This is a genomic window from Nocardiopsis tropica, assembly GCF_042660575.1.
GTDB lineage: Bacteria > Actinomycetota > Actinomycetes > Streptosporangiales > Streptosporangiaceae > Nocardiopsis > Nocardiopsis tropica.
Window position 1 is genome coordinate 67,012 of sequence record NZ_JBHSUF010000027.1, and the last position, 18,445, is coordinate 85,456.

13 protein-coding genes are annotated in these 18,445 nt (G+C 73.1%); 7 read left to right on the forward strand and 6 right to left on the reverse strand.

The features are described from left to right. The first annotated feature begins 252 nt into the window (after positions 1 to 252). Entirely contained in the window at positions 253 to 1,425 is a 1,173-nt protein-coding gene (locus tag ACFQBR_RS30685; RefSeq protein ID WP_344182391.1) for a hypothetical protein, read from the forward strand. A 378-nt stretch (positions 1,426 to 1,803) separates the two neighbouring features. Here the strand turns inward: ACFQBR_RS30685 and ACFQBR_RS30690 are convergent, their stop codons facing one another. Beyond that, a complete protein-coding gene (locus ACFQBR_RS30690; RefSeq protein ID WP_344182393.1) occupies positions 1,804 to 3,957 on the reverse strand; it encodes a tetratricopeptide repeat protein in 2,154 nt (717 codons plus the stop codon). Between the two features lie 237 nt (positions 3,958 to 4,194). Between ACFQBR_RS30690 and ACFQBR_RS30695 the strand changes: the two genes are divergently transcribed. After that, on the forward strand, positions 4,195 to 4,458 hold the full coding sequence (locus ACFQBR_RS30695) for a GlsB/YeaQ/YmgE family stress response membrane protein (RefSeq protein ID WP_267946905.1): 264 nt from the start codon (positions 4,195 to 4,197) through the stop codon (positions 4,456 to 4,458). An 86-nt stretch (positions 4,459 to 4,544) separates the two neighbouring features. Here the strand turns inward: ACFQBR_RS30695 and ACFQBR_RS30700 are convergent, their stop codons facing one another. The 5 genes from ACFQBR_RS30700 to ACFQBR_RS30720 form a co-directional block, all read right to left on the reverse strand. Next, entirely contained in the window at positions 4,545 to 5,456 is a 912-nt protein-coding gene (locus tag ACFQBR_RS30700; RefSeq protein WP_344182396.1) for a Gfo/Idh/MocA family protein, read from the reverse strand. A gap of 98 nt (positions 5,457 to 5,554) precedes the next feature. Continuing rightward, entirely contained in the window at positions 5,555 to 6,691 is a 1,137-nt protein-coding gene (gene galK, locus ACFQBR_RS30705; RefSeq protein WP_267946903.1) for a galactokinase, read from the reverse strand. A 175-nt stretch (positions 6,692 to 6,866) separates the two neighbouring features. Beyond that, the gene (galE, locus tag ACFQBR_RS30710; protein WP_344182398.1) at positions 6,867 to 7,826 is read right to left on the reverse strand and encodes a UDP-glucose 4-epimerase GalE; all 960 of its coding nucleotides are present in this window, start codon (positions 7,824 to 7,826) and stop codon (positions 6,867 to 6,869) included. Continuing rightward, positions 7,823 to 8,908 (reverse strand): galactose-1-phosphate uridylyltransferase, encoded by a 1,086-nt coding sequence (gene galT / locus ACFQBR_RS30715; protein WP_344182422.1) that lies wholly within the window; start codon positions 8,906 to 8,908, stop codon positions 7,823 to 7,825. The genes galE and galT overlap by 4 nt, the downstream gene beginning before the upstream one ends. 110 nt (positions 8,909 to 9,018) lie before the next feature. Then, on the reverse strand, positions 9,019 to 9,813 hold the full coding sequence (locus ACFQBR_RS30720; protein ID WP_344182400.1) for a DeoR/GlpR family DNA-binding transcription regulator: 795 nt from the start codon (positions 9,811 to 9,813) through the stop codon (positions 9,019 to 9,021). A 193-nt stretch (positions 9,814 to 10,006) separates the two neighbouring features. Here ACFQBR_RS30720 and ACFQBR_RS30725 point away from each other — a divergent pair, with 193 nt between their 5' ends. From ACFQBR_RS30725 to ACFQBR_RS30745, 5 genes are read left to right on the forward strand one after another with little or no spacing between them, the layout of a single operon-like run. Continuing rightward, positions 10,007 to 11,305 (forward strand): ABC transporter substrate-binding protein, encoded by a 1,299-nt coding sequence (locus tag ACFQBR_RS30725; protein ID WP_344182402.1) that lies wholly within the window; start codon positions 10,007 to 10,009, stop codon positions 11,303 to 11,305. A 22-nt stretch (positions 11,306 to 11,327) separates the two neighbouring features. Beyond that, positions 11,328 to 12,317, forward strand: coding sequence for a carbohydrate ABC transporter permease (locus ACFQBR_RS30730; protein WP_267946899.1), 990 nt, complete (start codon positions 11,328 to 11,330; stop codon positions 12,315 to 12,317). Beyond that, positions 12,314 to 13,234, forward strand: a complete 921-nt coding sequence (locus tag ACFQBR_RS30735; protein WP_378554925.1) for a carbohydrate ABC transporter permease — start codon at positions 12,314 to 12,316, stop codon at positions 13,232 to 13,234. Before ACFQBR_RS30730 ends, ACFQBR_RS30735 begins: the two co-directional genes overlap by 4 nt. Next, positions 13,231 to 15,405: an alpha-galactosidase gene (locus tag ACFQBR_RS30740; RefSeq protein WP_344182404.1), complete on the forward strand. Its 2,175-nt coding sequence runs from the start codon at positions 13,231 to 13,233 to the stop codon at positions 15,403 to 15,405. The genes ACFQBR_RS30735 and ACFQBR_RS30740 overlap by 4 nt, the downstream gene beginning before the upstream one ends. Before the next feature lies 1 nt (position 15,406). Beyond that, positions 15,407 to 18,346 carry a glycoside hydrolase family 2 TIM barrel-domain containing protein gene (locus ACFQBR_RS30745; protein WP_344182406.1) on the forward strand — a complete coding sequence of 980 codons (2,940 nt, stop codon included), beginning with the start codon at positions 15,407 to 15,409 and terminating at the stop codon, positions 18,344 to 18,346. The last annotated feature ends 99 nt before the right edge of the window (positions 18,347 to 18,445 follow it).

Sequence of the window (18,445 nt, forward strand, 5' to 3'; positions counted from 1 at the left end):
GGCCCTGGTTCTTCTAGGGCTCCGAGCAGGGTGTTCAGGCTGACGCAAGTTCTCGGTCAGCCTGACTCAAGGTCCCGCAAGGGGGCCGCAAGGGTTTTTTCATAATTCCTCCAGATGGGTGCTTCATTGTTGCTTCCAGCTTGATCTTAGAGCTGGAAGGGGAAAGCAATGGGATATGGATTTCAAGGTTGGCGGGGAGATTCTGTCGGGCCTGTCGCCCCAGTTACTTTCGAAGTCGAGAGAACTCTTCTCGTGCTTCTCGAAAACAGGCAGGCGGCAAACCGGGTCGATGATTTTCTCGGAATGTTCGAGCAGGACAGGCGTATCCAGGTGGTTTTCGCTGTAGGCCGGGGCTCGCGTTTCGAGCGGAGTGCTGAGGCCTACACCCGGAACCTCGACGGCCTCGTCCTGACAGCCGATCAGGTGGAGCGCTTCGAGTTCGACCTGGCTATCGCAGCGAACAACAGTCACAACAGCCACCTTGAAAAGGTGCGGGCACCGACCCTCGTCATACCGCACGGGGTCGGTTTCTCCAAGATCGTCAAGGCTGCGACCGGCTACGGGCCTCCACTGGTGCGTCCGCCGGTGAACGATGCTGTTTATTCCAACCTTGTCCGATACGGCAGGGTCATTCCGGCGGCGATCGGTGTTTCCCACGAGAATCATCGTGCCATCCTCGCCAATGTGGTTCCTGAGTCTCTTGAGGTGACCCATCTCGTGGGTGACCCGTGCCTCGACAGGGCTTTGATGTCTCGTCCCGAACGGGAACGCTACCGGCAAGCCATCGGAGTGGGAGATGGTGAGAGGCTCGTACTCCTGTCGAGTTCTTGGGGAAGGCGCTCTCTTCTGGGGCGTCACCCCGGTCTGCTCGAACAGCTCATGGACGACCTCCCGCATGACCACGTCGCCGCTGTGAACATCCATCCGGGAGTCTGGTCCGCTCACGGAGGGCGTCAGGTTCACGCCTGGCTCGCCGGAGCCCGCCGGCGCGGCCTTCGGGTCCTCGCCGAGAACTCCCCGTGGCTGGGTCTGCACGTCGCCGCAGACGTTGTCATCGGCGACCATGGATCCACCACCTATGTGTCCAGTGCCCTCGGAACTCCAGTGCTCCTCGCCAGTGGTGACCTCACCTACCTGGCTCCCGGATCACCCCTGGAGGCGTTGCACCGGTATGCGCCCGTCTACGAGCCGACTCGACCCCTGGTGCCGCAGATCGAGAAGACTGCCGAAAGTCACGACCCCCGACAAGCCTCCCTCTTCACCTCGTTGCTCACCTCCGCCCCTGGGCGGTCCGCGGAATTGCTGCGCGCACTCGTCTACCGCCTGATGAACCTGTCAGAGCCCGTTGGCGCGGCCTCTCTACCGGAGGTTGCGGTACCGAGATTCGTCGGTGGAGGGGCAGGAGAGGGGGTGTCGGTCGCGTGAAACCGACAAGGGTGCGGGCGGCGCTGTCCAGAGTGACCCTTTTTCCCGCCCTCGACCGCAGCACCCCGCTCCTCCTGGACGAGCACCTTGTGGTGGTCGCAGGCCCCCATACGGAGCGATGTTGGCTCTTGGCGGCGGACGTCGTCCTTCTGCCCGGGGACGGTGACCTCAGCCCCGAAAGAACGTTCGGAGACCTTGTCGGAAGCAGTGTGGTCGCAAGCCTGGGTCTGCCCTCGTCAGTGCATGTGCGAGGAGTGCCGGACGGCTTGACGGTGGCGGCAGACGTCCCTGCGTGGGTGGTGGCTTCCGTTGCCTATGCCTGGTTGACGGCAGGGGGGTGCGTTGAGGGGCTGGAGGCGTTCCTCGCGTCAGCCGAGCTCAGCTCTCCTCGAGTTGTCGGAGGGCGTCCAGACCTCGCCGCGTCTCTTCGGTCTGGGGAGCGGACAGCGAGGTGTAGATGGAGAGCGCTCGTGTGAGCTGACGTCGCGCTTCGCCGAACTGCCCGGATTCCCGGGCAGCATCGGCGAACATGACCCGGACACGGGCCTCCTCCGTTTCCGCCCTCAGGTCACGGCTGAGCCCGAGCGCTTCCTCCAGAACAGGCACGGCGTCCGGAAATCGTCCTGCGCTGATGTACGCAGAGGCAAGACCGACCAGGGCTCGGAGGCGCATATAGGCTTCGGTGCTTTCAGGAAGATCCTTCAGGGCTCTGGTGAAGTAACGGACGGATGCTTCGTGGTCTCCCATTGCGGAGGCGGCCTGGCCCAGGCGTCGGTGGACCAGGACGATGCCGCGCTCCATCCCGATCTCCTGGTAGATGCGTAGGGCCTCTCGGAAGCAGTCAAGGGCTTTCCTCGGTCGACCACGGTCGAGCTCGAGCACGCCGTAACCCTCCAACGCGGCGGTACGGCCGACGACGTGGTCGGCCCGTCGCCACAACGGGAGAGCTCGGTGATAGCTGTCACCGGCTTGGTCCAGTCTTCCGAGTGTGCGTTGGAGGGCGGCCAGGACCGACAGGAGATACGCCTGGGCGGCGGGGTCGTCGATGGCCTCGGCGGAGGCCAGACCGGTCGTGTAGGCCTCCTCCCAGGCGGTGTAGTGCTTGCGCAGCATGAAGAGGTTGCGCAGGGCCTCGCACAGCTGCCAGCACACGGAGTGGCGGCCGGTGCCGTGGGCGAGGCGCACGCACGCGCGCAGGCACTCCAGTTCGGCCTCCAACCAGTCCAGGGCCTCGGCGCGCGAACCGAACACGCGCCGGGGCGGCCGGTCGAACACGGGCGCCAGGTGCCAGCGGCCCGGGTTGAGGGTCCGGTCGGCGGCGGCGGACGTCTCCAGGTAGAAGTCCAGCACCCGGTCCACGGCGGCCTCGCGTTCGGAGCCCTCCCCGCAGCCCTCCTCCGCCAGGGACCGGGCGTGCAGCCGCGCGAGGTCGTGCTGCCGGAGCCGCCCGTCGGCCCCCTCCTCCAAGAGGCTGGCGGCCACCAGGTCCGTCAGCAGGTCCTCGGCGTCGTCGTCCGGCACGCCGGCGAGGGCCGCGGCGGCCTCGGGGGTGAGGTCCCGGCCGGGCGCCAGGCCGAGCAGCCGGTACATGCGCCGGGCCGGCTCGGACAAGAGGGCGTAGGAGGCGTTGAACGCGGTGTCCACGGACAGCTCCCGTGTCTGGCTGAGCGCGGCCAGGCGCCCGTGCTCCCCCGACAGCCGCGACACCAGCCGGCTCAGCGGCTGGTGGGGGCGGTCGGTGAGGCCGCTGACGGCCGCCCTCAGGGCCAGCGGCAGCCGCCCGCACAGGTCCACCAGCTCCCGGGCCGAGGCGGGTTCGGCGCCGGTGCGGCCGTCGGAGAGCATGAGCGACACCAGGCGGACGGCCTCCGGCTCGTCCAGGGGCCGCACCTCGAGCAGTTCGGCGCCGTCGAGGCGGAGCCCGGCGAGGTGCAGGCGGGACGTGACCACGACCAGGTGCGGCCCCCGGCCCGGGAGGAGGGCGCGGACCTGGGCGGCCGAGAGCGCGTTGTCCAGCAGGACGGAGATCCCCAGGCCGTGGGTGCGGGAGCGGAACGCCGCCGCACGCGCCCCCGTGTCGTGCGGGATGGCGCCGGGGTCGACGTTCAGGGCCCGCAGGAACCCGTCCAGGACGTCGCCGGTGTCGGCGGGGCCCGGCTCGCCGAACCCCTGGAGGTCGGCGTAGAGCGCCCCGTCGGGGAAGGCCCCGGCGTTCTCCTCCAGGAAGTGGGTGGCCAGCGCGGTCTTGCCGACGCCGCCGGTCCCGCTGAGCACGACGACGCGCCCTCCGCCCCCCTCGCGGGCCTGTCGGCCGACGGAGTCCAGGAGGCGGGACTCCCGCTCGCGGTCGGTGAAGAACCGCGGGGTGTGCGGGATCTGCCGGGGGACCCTGTGCCGGTGCGGCGGTCCCGCGCCCACGCCCACGCCGCCGTACACGGTGCCCACCTGGATCACCGTGCCGTGGTTGTCTCCGGTGACGCTGTTCCCGGGGGGCCCGGGTCCCGTCCGGTCGCGGTCCTTCTCGGGGGGCATGGGCTTCTCTCGATGTCAAGAGGCCGACAGAGGGAAGACCTACCCCCTGCCGTTCCCGGTCAATCCCCCCGCTGCTCCCGGGCGGTCCGCGGCCCCCGTACAGGCCCGGGTCCTGCCGGAATGAGCGGAGAAGGGGCAAAAAAAGCGGCAAAAGAGTCGTTCAGGGGATGGACTCGCCGTGTTTTCCCCTCCCGGCAATGGGCACGGGGAGAGGGCATCTACGTGGGGGAGGAACCTGTGGAGATCACCGGAATCATCAGTGCGATCATCGTCGGCCTCATCATCGGAGCACTGGGCCGCCTCGTCGTGCCGGGGAAGCAGCATCTGCCGATCTGGCTCACCCTGCTCCTGGGCATCGTGGCCGCCTTCCTCGGCGGCTGGATCGGGGCGATGATCTGGGACCAGTTCCTTTTCATCCTGGTCATCCAGGTTCTTGTCGCCGCCGGAATCGTCTACCTGGCGGACGGGATGTACTCGAAGAACGCGAGGGGGACCGCCTAGCGGAACCGCCCCGGCCGGTGCTCCCGGCCGGGGCGGTCCTCCCGGGGCCGTGGCCCCGGGGCACACGTCCGGAAGGCCACCGGGTCCTACCCGGTGGCCTCGTCCACGCCCACGGCCCGGCCCAGCGACACGGACCTCTCGGCGGCCTCCAGCACCGCGACCACGTCCCGGCCGAAGCGCACGTCGCACGGCTCCTCCGCGCCGCCGATCCGGGCGGTCAGCCGGTCGACCGCCGTGCCGAACGCCTCCACCGCCGACCGGTCGCCGCCCGGCACCGGGACCCAGCCCCGTTCGCCGTGCAGGACGATCTCGAAGGCCTTCGCCTCCGGCGGGGCGTCGAGGGTCACCGCGAACGAGCCGACGGCCCCGCCCTCGTGCTGGGTGAGCATGTGCGTGGTGTGCCTGGGTCCGGCCAGGGCCGTCACCCGGGTGACCGGGCCGAGCACCGGCAGCACCACCGACAGCACGTGGGGACCCACGTCCCACAGGCCGCCCCGCTCCCGGCGCCACGGTGAGGCGCCGTACGGGTTGCCGGGCTGGAAGATCGACGCGAACAGGGTCGCCCGGACGCCGTGCCACCCGCCCTCGGCGGCGGCCGAGCGCACGAACTCCTCGACGCTGTCCGAGAAGCGGTTGGTGAAGAACACCACCGACGCCAGGTCCCGCGCCGCGACCTCGGCGGCGAGTTCTCCGGCGGCCGCGGCCGAGAGCGCCACGGGCTTGTCGAGCAGGAGGTGCTTCCCGGCCCGCGCCGCGCGCAGGGCCAGCTCGGCCTGCACGTCGGGCGGCAGGGCGATCGCCACGGCGTCCACGTCGGCCAGCAGCGCGTCCACGTCGTCGTACGCGCGGGCGCCGTAGCGGTCGGCGAGCGCCGCGGCCTTGGCCGGGGCGCGTCCCCACACACCGGCGAGGACGGCGCCGGGGTGCGCGTCCAGTGCCGCGCCGTGCGTCTCCGCCGCCCAGTGGCCGGTGCCCAGCAGTCCGAACCTGAGGCCCATACGGTTCTCCCTTGTTGTCGTTCGGCCGCCATTGTGCAGGGGGGCGCCCCCGCCCCGGACGACCGGCCCCTCGCTCCCGCGCTGCGGCCCGGGAGGTGTCAGACGACGCGGCGCGCCCCCGCGGAGGGGACGGCCTCGAAGACCCCGGGTTCGGCGAAGCCCCGCTCCCGGTAGGCCTCCCGTACGGCCTCCTCGCAGCGCCGCGCCCCGTCGGCCGCCACGAGCGCGATCACGCAACCGCCGAACCCCCCGCCGGTGATCCGCGCGCCCAGCGCCCCGGCGGCCAGGGCGGCGTCGACGGCGGTGTCCACCTCGGGCACGGTGACCTCGTAGTCGTCGCGCAGGGAGGCGTGCGAGGCGGTCAGCAGCGGGCCGACCGCGCGCACGTCGCCGGAGCGGAGCAGCGACACGGCCTCCAGCACCCGCGCGTTCTCGGTCACCACGTGGCGCACCCGCCTCCGGGACAGGTCGTCGGGCAGGGCCGCCAGGGCCCCCGGCAGGTCGGCGACGTCGCGCAGGGCCGCCAGCCCCAGGGCCCGGGAGGCGTCCTTGCAGGCGCGGTGCCGGTCGGCGTAGTGGCCCTCCACCAGCCGGTGCGGGGCGCGGGTGTCCACCACCAGCAGGGAGAGCCCGTGCTCGCCGGGGGCGAAGGGCACCTGCTCGGTGTCCATGGTGCGGGTGTCCATGAACAGGGCGTGGCCCTCGGTGGAGAGCATGGACGCCGACTGGTCCAGGATCCCGCAGGGCATCCCCACGAAGTCGTTCTCCACCCGCTGGGCCAGGCGGATCACCCGGTCGGGCGGGAGGTCGGCGCCGTGCAGGGCGGCCGCGGCCATGACCACCGCGCACGTGAGCGCGGCGGAGGACGACAGCCCCGCGCCGGTCGGGACGGTGCTGTCGACCAGCAGGTCCAGCCCGCCCACCGGGTACCCCTCCCGCCCCAGGACCCACAGGGCGCCGGCCGGGTAGGCGGCCCACCCCTCGACCGCGCCGGGGACCAGCTCCGCCAGGGAGGCGCGGAACTCCCCGGCCGTCTGCCCGGACCGGAACCGCACGGCGCCGTCCGGGCGCCGGGAGGCGGCGGCGGTCAGGGCGAGGGGGAGGGCGAGCGGGAGCACGAACCCGTCGTTGTAGTCGGTGTGCTCCCCGATGAGGTTGATGCGGCCGGGCGCGGTCCACACGCCCTCCGGGCCGTGGCCGAACGCCGCGCGGAACGCGGACGACACATCGCTCATGTGGTGGTGCCCTCTCGTCTGTCGGAGGCCTCGTGCCCCGTGTGCCGACCGTGTCCCCGTCCCGCCCTGTGCCCCCGTCCCGCCCCGGTCTCCCGCCGCGGGCCGTGTCCGGGGGCGGCCGGACACGGACGGCCCGGGCCGTCCGCCGCCCCGGGGGAGGGCCCGTCCGCCGGCTTCACGGGCGGGGGAGCGCGCGGGCGAACGCCCACGCGTCGGCGACGGTCTCGTCCAGCGTGCGGGTCGGGGTCCAGCCCAGGTCCCGCCGCGCCCGATCGTTGGCGGCGACCAGCACCGCCGGGTCGCCGGGCCGGCGCGGGGAGTCCACCGCCGGGACCGGGTGGCCGGTGGCCCGCCGGACGGCGTCGAGGACCTCGCGCACGGTGTGCCCGCCGCCGGTGCCCAGGTTGACGGCGCGGTGGGTCCCCGGGACCACCCGCTCCAGGGCCCGCAGGTGCGCGTCGGCGAGGTCGGCGACGTGCAGGTAGTCGCGCACCGCCGTCCCGTCCCGGGTCGGGTAGTCGGTGCCGTACACGCGTGCGCTGTCCCGCTCCCCGGCGGCCACGCGCAGCAGGTTCGGGATCAGGTGGGTCTCGGGGTCGTGCCGCTCGCCCAGGCCGAGGTGGGCGCCGGCGACGTTGAAGTAGCGCAGGCTCACGGCGCCCAGCCCGTACGCGCGGGCCCAGGACGCCAGCATGTGGTCCACGGCGAGCTTGCTCGCCCCGTACGGGTTGGTGGGCACGGCGGGGTCGGTCTCCGCGATCGGCCCGGGCGACACGGGCTCGCCGTAGACGGCGGCGCTGGAGGAGAACACCATCCGGCGGACGCCGTGGCGCCGTACCGCCTCCAGGAGCGCGAGGGAACCCGCCACGTTGGTGCGCCAGTAGGCCCCGGGGGCGTCCACGGACTCGCCGACCAGCGACTTCCCGGCGAAGTGCAGGACGGCCTCCACCGACGGGTCCAGCACGTCGGCGGCGTCCGCCAGGTCGGCGACCACCAGCCGCGCGCCCCCGGGGACGGCGTCGCGGTGACCCGTGGACAGGTCGTCCAGCACCGTCACCTCGTGTCCGGACCGCAGGAGCAGTGCGGTCACCACACCGCCGATGTATCCGGCTCCGCCGGTGACGAGCAGTCTCACTGTGCGACCTCCCTGAGGCGCCGGGCGGTGGTCTCCGGGGCGACGTCGTTGATGAACACGCCCATGCCGGACTCGGTCCCGGCGAGGTACTTGAGCTTGCCCGGCGCCCTGCGGACGGAGAACAGCTCCAGGCGCAGGCGCGCCAGGCCGCGCCGGCGGTCCCGGACCGGGGCCTGGTGCCAGGCGGAGATGTAGGGGAGGGGCGCGTCGTACAGGGCGTCGAAGCGGCCCAGCACGTCCAGGTACAGGAGGCCGAAGTCGTCGCGTTCGGCGCCGGTGAGCGAGGGCAGGTCGGGCACCGCCCGGTGCGGGTACAGGTGCACCTCCACCGGCCAGCGCGCGGCGGCCGGGACGAACGCCGTCCAGTGCTCGGTCCGGGCCACGACCCGGCTCCCCGCCTCCTGTTCGGCGCGCAGGACGTCGGCGAACAGGTCGCCACCGGTGCGCGCCCGGTACTCCTCGGCCGAGTCGAGGGTGCGCAGGGTGCGGGGGGTCACGAACGGGAGGGCGTAGATCTGGCCGTGGGGGTGGTGGAGGGTCACCCCGATCTCCGGCCCCCGGTTCTCGAAGCAGTAGACCTGCTCCACGCCCGGCAGGGCGGACAGGGCGAGGGTCCGGTCGACCCAGGCCTCCATCACGGTGCGGGCGCGCTCCGGGGAGAGGTCGGCGAACGACGCGCGGTGGTCGGACCCGAACACGAGGACCTCGCAGCGGCCCGCGCCCACCCTGCGGGAGGGCTCCAGCTCGCCGACGTCCTCCAGCTCCCGGCCGTGGTCGGGGACCAGGGAGGGGAAGCGGTTCTCGAAGGCCACCACGTCGTAGGAGGCCGCCGGGATCTCGGTCGCGCGCCCGCCGACGGAGGGGCACAGGGGGCAGTCGTCGCTGGAGGGCAGGTGGGTACGCCCCTGCCGGTGGGAGGCGACGACCACCCACTCGCGCAGCAGCGGGTCCCAGCGCATCTCCGACCCGGTGGCGGACGGCGGCAGGTCGCGCGTGTCGGGCGCGGGCTCGCGGGCGGCGCCGCCCTCGTCGAAGTAGACGATCTCGCGGCCGTCGGCCAGCTTCGCCGGGGTCCTGCGCAGGGGGCGGGCGGGTCCCGTGCCGGCGGGGCCGGGGGCCTCCCGCCCCGAGCCCCCGTCCGCGGCGCCCGCTCCGTGCCGGCGCCCGGCCGGGCCGTCCTGCGGAGCGCGCGTCATCCCTGCTCCGTCCGGGGCCGCACGTCGGTGACCACGAGGCGGCCGACCCGCTCGGAGAGCGCGGCGTGTGCCGCGTCGGGGATCCCGGAGTCGGTGACGAGCACGTCGCAGCGGTCCAGCGGCGCGATGGTGCTGATCCCGACGGTGCCCCACTTGCTGTGGTCGGCGGCCACGACGAGGGTGGCGGCGGCCTCCACCAGGGCGCGGTTGGTCTCGGACTCCATGAGGTTCGGGGTGGTGAACCCGGCGCGCTCCTGCATGCCGTGCACGCCCAGGACCAGGGTGTCCAGGTTGAGGCCGCGGATCGAGGCGAGCGCGAGCGGGCCGACCAGCGCGTCGGAGGGCGTGCGGAAGCCGCCCGTGAGGGCGACGGTCTGGTCCGGCCGGGCGGTGCGGTGGAACACCTCGGCCACGTGCAGGGAGTTGGTGACCACGGTCAGCCCCGGGGTGTCGGCCAGGTACTCGGCGACGAGGGCGGTCGTGGTGCCGGCCGACAGGCCGACGGCGCTGTGCGGTTCGACCAGGCCGGCGGCGGCGCGGGCGATCGCGTGCTTCTCGTCCTCCTGGCGGGTGGACTTGGCCTCGAAGCCCGGCTCCTCGGTGCGGGGGCCCTCCGGCGCGACGGCGCCGCCGTGCACCTTGCGCAGGGAGCCGCGGTGTTCCAGGACGTCGAGGTCGCGCCGGACGGTCATGTCCGACACGGCGAGGCTCTCGACGAGGTCGGCGACCCTGACGCCCCCGGTCCGCCTGACCTGTTCGAGGATCAGTTCCTGCCGTTGCGCGGCCAGCATCCGTCCCCCAAGCGATGAGTGGAAATGTTGAAAGGTGTTCGATCCAGTGTTGCAGGTTCCGCGTTCGTGTCAATAGGGGCGGTAGTGCGTGGTTTCCTGTTCGGAAAAGTTGATAAGTGTTGACAAGTGGGAGTGATGTACCGAACATGTGGAGAACTGTGATCGCCTTCACACCTGTTCGGAGGAGTCCTCGATGCACCACAGACCTCCGGGGCCGCCGGGCCTGCGGCGCCGCGCCCTTCTGGGCGGCCTGGCCGGGGCCGGGGCGCTCCTGGCCCTGCCCGGCCTCACCGGGTGCGGCGCCGCGGGCCGCGACGACCCGAACACGGTCACGATGGCCTCGAACCGGGCCAACCCCGCCCAGCGGGAGGCCGTCCGGGAGAGCCTCGGCGTGTACGAGGCCGCCTCCGGACGGACCGTCGAGGTCAACACCTTCGACTCCACCTCCTTCCAGGAGAGCATCAACAACTACCTGCAGGGCACCCCGGACGACGTCATCGGCTGGTTCGCCGGGTACCGGATGCGCTTCTTCGCCGAACGGGGCCTGATCAGCGACGTCACCGACGTCTGGGACCGGCACTTCGAGGGGGCCTTCACCGACCAGGTGAGGAGCCTGTGCACGGCCCCCGACGGCAGGCAGTACATGGTCCCCGACTCCACCGCGCCCTGGGCGGTCTTCCACCGCAGGAGCCTGTTCGAGCGCAACGGCTACGAGGTCCCCGCCACCAGGGAGGAGTTCGTCGGACTGTGCGAGCGGATGCGCGCCGACGGGCTCGAACCCCTCGCCTCCGGGATCCGCGAGGGCTGGCCCGCGATGGGCATGTTCGACCACCTCAACCTGCGCATCAACGGCCCCGAGTTCCACCTGGAACTCCTCGACGGCGACCACTCCTGGGACTCGTCCGAGGTCAGGAGCGTCTTCGGGGCCTGGGCCGAGCTCCTGCCCCACCACCAGCCCGACCCCCTGGGCCGGGGGATCAACGAGGCGCAGACCTCCCTGGTCCGCGGCGAGGCCGGGATGATGCTGTGCGGCATGTTCATCACCCACGTCTTCCCCGAGGGGGAGGACCTGGACGACCTGGACTGCTTCGCCTTCCCCGAGTTCGACCCCGAGATCGGCGCCGACGTGGTCGAGGCGCCCATCGACGGGTTCATGGTCTCCGGCGACCCGCGCAACCCCGAGGGCGCCCGCGAACTCCTCGGCCACCTCGGCTCGCTGGAGGCGCAGGAGATCTACACCGCGATCGACCCGCAGGCGCTCCCCACCCACCTGGACGCGGGCACCGGCGGGTTCAGCCCGCTCGACGCGAAGGTCAACGACATGGTCGCGAGCGCCGGCGCGCTCACCCAGTACATGGACCGCGACACCCGGCCCGACTTCGCGTCCGTCGTCATGATCCCCGCCCTCCAGCGCTTCCTGCGCCAACCCGACGACATCGCCGACCTGACCGGCACGATCCAGCGCCAGAAGCTGTCGATCTTCGGCCGGTGAACCAGAAGTGAAGGAGACAGGCATGGCGTCGAACGGCCCCCCGCCTCCCCCCGCCGCCCGGACGGACGGGCCCCCGCCCCCCGCCCCGGCGCGGCGCACCGGACGCGCCCGGCGCCCGGGGACGGGTCCCCGCCACGGGCGCGCCGACCGCGCCGCGCTCGCCCTCATGCTGGGCGTGCCCGCCCTGCTCGTGGTCGGCCTGGTGTGGCTGCCCGCGGCGGCCACGGTCCTGCTGTCGTTCACCCGGTGGGACGGCATCGGCGGCCTGGACACCATCGAGTGGATCGGCGTCCAGAACTACACGGACGCGTTCACCATCTATCCGCCGTTCGAGCCCGCACTGCGCAACAACCTCGTGTGGCTGGTGGTCCTGTTCACGGTCCCCACCCTGCTCGGGATGTTCCTGGCGGTGCTGCTCGACCGGGAGCTGCGCGGCGGCTCGGTGTACCAGAGCATCTTCTACCTGCCCGTGGTGCTGTCGCTCGCCCTCATCGGGTTCGTGTGGCAGCTCATCTACTCCCGCGACCAGGGGCTGCTCAACGCGTTCCTCGCCATGGTCGCCGACGCGCCCGCCGTGGACTGGTTCGGCAACCCGGACATCAACCTGTACGCGGTGCTGGTCGCGGCCGGATGGCGGCACACCGGGTACATCATGCTGCTCTACCTGGCCGGGCTGAAGGCCGTCGACCCGTCCCTGCGCGAGGCCGCCGCCATCGACGGAGCCGGACCCGTGCGCACCTTCACCCGGGTCGTCTTCCCGGCGCTGCTCCCCATCAACCTGGTCGTGGTCGTCGTGACCGTCATCGACGCACTGCGCGCCTTCGACATCGTGTGGGTCATCAACCGGGGCCGCAACGGCCTGGAGCTGATCTCCGCGCTGGTGACCTCCAACGTCATCGGCGAGGCCAGCAGGGTGGGCTTCGGCTCCGCGCTGGCCGTGGTCATGCTGGTGATCTCCCTGGTGTTCATCGTCGTCTACGTGTCCACCATGCTGAGAGGGGCCCAGAGGTGACCGCCGAGACCCTCCCCGAGACCCGGCGCACCGGGCCCCCGACGCGCCGGAGCCCCGCCCGCCGGCGCCTCCGCCCGGCACGTGTACTGCTGCACGCGTTCCTCGTCGTGACGGCGCTGGCCTGGCTGTTCCCCGTGCTGTGGGCGGTGGTGAACTCCTTCCGCGACTACGACTACACGGCGGTGCACGGCTACCTGTCCCTCGGCGGGTTCACCCTCGACAACTACGCCAACGCCTGGAACCAGGGCGAACTGCCGGGCTACTTCCTGAACTCCCTGGTCATCACCGTCCCCGCGGTGCTGCTCACCCTGTTCCTGTCGTCGTGCGCGGCGTTCGTGCTCTCCGCCTACTCGCGCCGCTTCAACCTGGTGATGCTCGCGGTGTTCCTCGCCGCGAACCTCCTGCCGCCGCAGGCCCTCCTCGTCCCGCTGTTCCGCCTCTACAACGCCGTTCCCCTGCCCTACTGGATCAGCGGGTCCGGGTCGCTCTACGACAGCCACCTGGGCGTCGTCCTCATCCACACGGCGTTCCAGATCGGCTTCTGCACGTTCGTCCTCAGCAACTTCATGAGGGCGATGCCCGCGTCGCTCCTCGAAGCCGCCAGGGTGGACGGGGCGACCGTCTTCCAGCAGTACTGGAAGGTGGTGCTCCCGCTGTGCCGCCCGAGCCTCGCGGCCCTGGCCACACTGCTGGTCACCTGGATCTACAACGACTTCTTCTGGGCGCTCGCGCTGCTGTCCAGCGGCGACAAGCTGCCCATCACCACCGCGCTCCAGAACCTCCAGAGCGCGTTCTTCGTCGACTACAACCTGCTGTCGGCCGGGTCGGTCATCGTCGCCCTGCCCACACTGGTCGTGTTCTTCGTGCTGCAACGCCACTTCGTGGCCGGACTGACGCTGGGAGCGAGCAAGGGATGACGTACCGCACCGTCCGCCTGAACGCGGCGGGGACCGCGCTGGTCGTCGGGGTCCCCGACGACGGCCTGCCCCACGTGCTGCACTGGGGCGCGGACCTGCCCGACGACACCGGGCTCGCCGCCGCCGCGTCGCCGCCCGCCGCCCACAACGGGATCGACGTCCCCACCTGGATGTCGCTGGTGCCCACCCAGGGGGAGGGTTGGCGCGGCCACCCCGGGATCGCCGGGCACCACGAGGGCCGGGTGACCTTCCCCGCCTGGACCGTCCGCTCCGTGACCGTCGACCCGCCGGAGGGGCCGGACGGCGGCGCGGGGGCGGGTGCCCCCGGGGACGGCGCGGGGGGCGCGGTCACCGTCCTCGCCGGGGCCGCGGGGCTGGAACTGCGCTGCGAGCTGAGGTTGGAGCCCTCCGGGCTGGTCCGCGCCCGCAACACCGTCACCAACACCGACGACGCCCCGTGGACCCTGGACTCCCTCCTGGTCACCATGCCCCTGCCGCGCGAGGCCGGGGAGGTCCTCGACCTCACCGGGCGCTGGTGCCGCGAACGCGCGCCCCAGCGCCAGGACCTCTCCATGGGCACGCGCATGCGCGCCTCCCGCCGCGGCAGGACCGGGCACGACGCCACGCTGCTGCTCACCGCCGGGACGCCCGGGTTCGGGTTCCGGCACGGCGAGGTGTGGGGGGTGCACACCGCCTGGAGCGGCGACCACGTCCACCTGGCCGAGCGCCTGCCCGAGGGGGCCGGGCACGCCGACGCGGTCCTCGCGGGCGGCGAACTCCTCCACCCCGGCGAGGTCCGGCTCGCCCGGGGCGAGTCCTACTCCACGCCGTGGGTGTTCCTGTCCTGGTCCGACCGGGGGCTGGACGGGATGTCCTCGCGGATCCACCGCTGGCTGCGGGCCAGGCCGGGCCACCCCCCCACGCCGCGACCGGTCGTCCTCAACACCTGGGAGGCCGTCTACTTCGACCACGACCTCGACAAGCTCGAGCGGCTGGCCGACACGGCGGCCCGGATCGGCGCCGAGCGGTTCGTCCTGGACGACGGGTGGTTCCGGGGCCGCCGCGACGACACCGCCGGGCTCGGCGACTGGACGGTGGACACCGGGGTGTGGCCCGACGGCCTGCACCCCCTCTTCGACCACGTCCGCTCCCTGGGGATGGAGGTGGGGCTGTGGGTCGAGCCGGAGATGGCCAACCCCGACTCCGACCTGCTGCGCGCCCACCCCGAGTGGATCCTGGCCGCCGAGGGCCGCCTGCCCCCGCCCAGCCGCAGCCAGCAGGTCCTCGACCTGTCGCGGCCCGAGGCCTTCCGGCACGTGTTCGAGCACCTGGACGCCCTGGTCACCGAGTACCGGCCCGACTACCTCAAGTGGGACCACAACCGCGACCTGCTCGAACCCGTGCACGCCCCCACCGGCGCGGCGGGAACGCACCGGCAGACCCTCGCCGTCTACGAGCTCCTCGACCGGCTGCGCGAGCGCCACCCGGGCCTGGAGATCGAGTCGTGCTCCTCCGGCGGCGGACGGGTGGACCTGGGCGTCCTGGAGCGCACGGACCGCGTGTGGGCCTCCGACTGCAACGACCCCCTGGAGCGGCTGGCCCTCCAGCGCTGGACCTCCCTGCTCCTGCCCCCCGAGCTGGTGGGCAGCCACGTCGGCGGCCCCGTCTCGCACACCACCGGCCGGGCCGCGGACCTGTCGTTCCGCTGCCTCGCCGCCCTCCTCTCCCACACGGGGATCGAATGGGACATCACCGCGTGCACCGAGGACGAGCTCGGCGCCCTGGCCTCCTGGATCTCCCTCTACAAGGAGCTGCGGCCCCTCCTGCACTCGGGCGACCCCGTGCACGCCGACGCGCCCGACCCCTCCGAACAGCTCGACGGGGTGGTCTCCCGCGACGGTGGCGAGGCGGTCTTCCGGTACTCCCGGCTGACGACCTCCGCCCGGGCCCTCCCGGGGCGGGTACGCCTGCCCGGCCTGCGCGAGGACCGCGTCTACCGGCTGGCGTGGCGCCGGGAGGCGGGACGGCCCTCCACCCTGCAGCAGGCGCTCCCGGCGTGGTTCTCCGAGGGGGAGGCCGCCGTCTCCGGCGCGGTCCTCGCCCGCTCGGGGGTGCAGCTGCCCAACCTCAACCCGTCCCAAGCCCTGCTCCTGCACCTGAGGGAGGTCTGACATGACCGAGACCCGCAAGCCCGCCTACCTGGAGGACTTCGCCCCCTCCGCCGGGGCCCGCGCGCCCCGCGCCCGCTTCGACGGCGACGCCCCCGCCCTGGACCTCAACGGCACGTGGCGGTTCCGGATGCTCCCCGGGGCCCCGGTCGGCACGGACGGTTTCGAGCGGCCGGACTACGACGACTCCGGGTGGGAGGGGCTGCCCGTCCCCTCCCACTGGCAGCTGCACGGCCACGGGGCCCCCGCCTACACGAACGTCGTCTACCCCTTCCCCGTCGACCCCCCGCACGTGCCGGACGAGAACCCCACCGGGGACCACCGGCGGGAGTTCGACCTGCCGGAGGACTGGCCGGAGGGGGCCGCCGCGCTGCGCTTCGACGGCGTGGACTCCTGCTTCCGCGTGTGGCTCAACGGCACCGAACTGGGCTTCTCCACCGGGAGCCGCCTGGCCGCCGAGTTCGACGCCGGCCACCTGCTGCGCCCGGGCCGCAACGTCCTGGCGGTCCGCGTGCACCAGTGGTCGGCGGCCAGCTACCTGGAGGACCAGGACATGTGGTGGCTGTCCGGGATCTTCCGCGACGTCACCCTGACCGCCCTCCCCGAGCGGGGGATCGGCGACGTCGCCGTCCACGCCTCCTACGACCACGAGGACGGAACGGGCACCCTGCGCGTCGACGTGGCCGGATCGGCGGAGGCGCTGGTCAGCGTTCCGGAGCTCGGCCTGGTGGACGCCCCGGCCGGGGTGGAGCACGCGGTCGGCCCGGTGGAGCCGTGGACGGCCGAGGAGCCCCGCCTCTACGACGCGGTGGTCGCCGCGCCGGGGGAGCGGGCGCGGCTGCGCGTCGGCTTCCGCACCGTGGAGGTCTCCGGCGGCCTGCTGCGCGTGAACGGCAGGCCGCTGCTGCTGCGCGGCGTGAACCGCCACGAGTGGCATCCCGACCACGGCCGCGCCGTGCCCCGGGAGACCATGCGCGAGGACGTCCTGCTGATGAAGCGGCACAACGTCAACGCCGTGCGCACCAGCCACTACCCGCCCCACCCCGACTTCCTCGACCTGTGCGACGAGCTGGGCCTGTGGGTCGTGGACGAGTGCGACCTGGAGACCCACGGCTTCGAGCTGGTGGGGTGGCGCGGCAATCCCTCCGACGACCCGCGCTGGCGTGAGGCCTACCTCGACCGGATCGCCCGGACGGTGGGGCGGGACCGCAACCACCCGAGCGTCGTCCTGTGGTCCCTGGGCAACGAGTCGGGGACCGGCCGCAACCTGGAGGCCATGGCCGCCTGGGTGCGCGAGCACGACCCCTCCCGGCCGGTCCACTACGAGGGCGACCGCGACAGCTCCTACGCCGACGTGTACTCGCGCATGTACCCGCCGCACGACGAGGTGGACGCGATCGGCCGCCGCGAGGAGGAGGCCACCGACGACCCCGGGGCCGACGCCCACCGGCGGGGGCTCCCGTTCGTGCTGTGCGAGTACGCGCACGCCATGGGCGCCGGACCGGGAGGGCTGGAGGAGTACCAGGAGCTGTTCACGCGGCACGAGCGGCTCCAGGGCGGGTTCGTCTGGGAGTGGATCGACCACGGGATCCGCCGCCGCGAACCGGACGGCGCCGAGTGGTTCGCCTACGGCGGCGACTTCGGCGAAACGGTGCACGACGGCAACTTCGTCGCGGACGGCCTCCTCCTCCCCGACCGCACGCCCGGGCCCGGGCTGCACGCCTACAAGAAGACGATCGAGCCGGTGCGGGTCGTCCCCGACCCGGCCGCGGGGACGGTGGGGATCGCCAACACCTGGGACTTCCGGGACACGTCCGGGCTGGTCCTCCGGTGGCGCGCGGAGGAGGAGGGCGTGCCGTTCGCGGAGGGTGTGCTGGACATGCCGGTGCTCGGCCCCGGGGCGGACGCGGACGTCCCCCTGCCCGGGATGCCCGAGCCGCCCGGCGGCGGCGAGGCGTGGCTGACGGTGTCGGTCCACCTGGGCTCGGACCAGCCCTGGGCCCCGGCCGGGCACGAACTGGCCTGGGGGCAGGCCCGGCTCGCCACCGGGAGACCCGGCGCTGCCGGGACGGCCGGGGCCCCGGGGCCGGTCGGGACCGCCGCACCCGCCGCCGGCACGGAGGGCGCCCTGCTCCGACTCGGCCCGGGTGTCCTCGACACGGGAACGGGCGCCCTGCTCTCCGTCGGAGGACTGCCGGTCGGGACCCCGGCGGTGGACCTGTGGCGCGCGCCGACCGACAACGACCAGGCGCGCCACGGGGTGTCCGTCGAGGTCCCCTGGCGGGCGGCCGGGCTCGACCGGATCACCTCGCGCCGCCTCTCCGCCGGGCGGGACGGCGACGCGTACGTCGTGCGCGACCGGCTCGCCCCGGCGGGAGCGGACTTCGGGATGCTCGTCGCCTACCGCTGGACCGCGGAGGGCGGGCGCCTGCTCCTGGACGTGGACGCCGAGGCCGAGGGGGAGTGGCCCTGCCCCCTGCCGCGCTTCGGCGTGCGCATGGACGTGCCCCCCTCCCTGGGCGGGGTCGAGTGGTTCGGGCGCGGCCCGGACGAGGCCTACCGCGACGTGGACCAGGCCGCGAGGGTCGGCCGGTTCGCCAGCTCGGTCGACGGGCTCCAGACGCCCTACCTGCGGCCCCAGGAGAACGGCAACCGGGCCGACGTACGGTGGGCCGTCCTGCGGGCGGAGGACGGCACGGGGCTGCGGATCGACGGGGACCCGGTCTTCGGCCTCTCCGCGCGCCGGTGGGACACGGCCGCCCTCGACGCGGCCCGGCACCCGCACGAACTGGTGCCGGACGGGCGGATCCACCTGCACCTGGACCTGGAGCACCACGGCATCGGCTCGGCCTCCTGCGGCCCGGGCGTGCTGCCCGCGCACCGGCTGGCCGCCGGCCGGCACCGGCTCCGGCTCGGGTTCTCCCCGGCGGCCCCGACCCCCTGAGGCCCGCCCCCTGCGGCCCGCCTCCCGGGAAGCGCGGCGGCGGGGAGGTGCCCTGCCCGGGGCGCCCTCCCCGCCGAGGGGCGAGCCGTCCGGGGGGCC

Coding starts and splice junctions, on each gene's coding strand:
- galK (WP_267946903.1), bottom strand. CDS start 6,691: ATGAGCGATGTGTCGTCCGCGTTCCGCGCGGCGTTCGGCCACGGCCCG.
- ACFQBR_RS30730 (WP_267946899.1), top strand. CDS start 11,328: ATGGCGTCGAACGGCCCCCCGCCTCCCCCCGCCGCCCGGACGGACGGG.
- ACFQBR_RS30720 (WP_344182400.1), bottom strand. CDS start 9,813: ATGCTGGCCGCGCAACGGCAGGAACTGATCCTCGAACAGGTCAGGCGG.
- ACFQBR_RS30745 (WP_344182406.1), top strand. CDS start 15,407: ATGACCGAGACCCGCAAGCCCGCCTACCTGGAGGACTTCGCCCCCTCC.
- ACFQBR_RS30725 (WP_344182402.1), top strand. CDS start 10,007: ATGCACCACAGACCTCCGGGGCCGCCGGGCCTGCGGCGCCGCGCCCTT.
- ACFQBR_RS30700 (WP_344182396.1), bottom strand. CDS start 5,456: ATGGGCCTCAGGTTCGGACTGCTGGGCACCGGCCACTGGGCGGCGGAG.
- ACFQBR_RS30690 (WP_344182393.1), bottom strand. CDS start 3,957: ATGCCCCCCGAGAAGGACCGCGACCGGACGGGACCCGGGCCCCCCGGG.
- ACFQBR_RS30740 (WP_344182404.1), top strand. CDS start 13,231: ATGACGTACCGCACCGTCCGCCTGAACGCGGCGGGGACCGCGCTGGTC.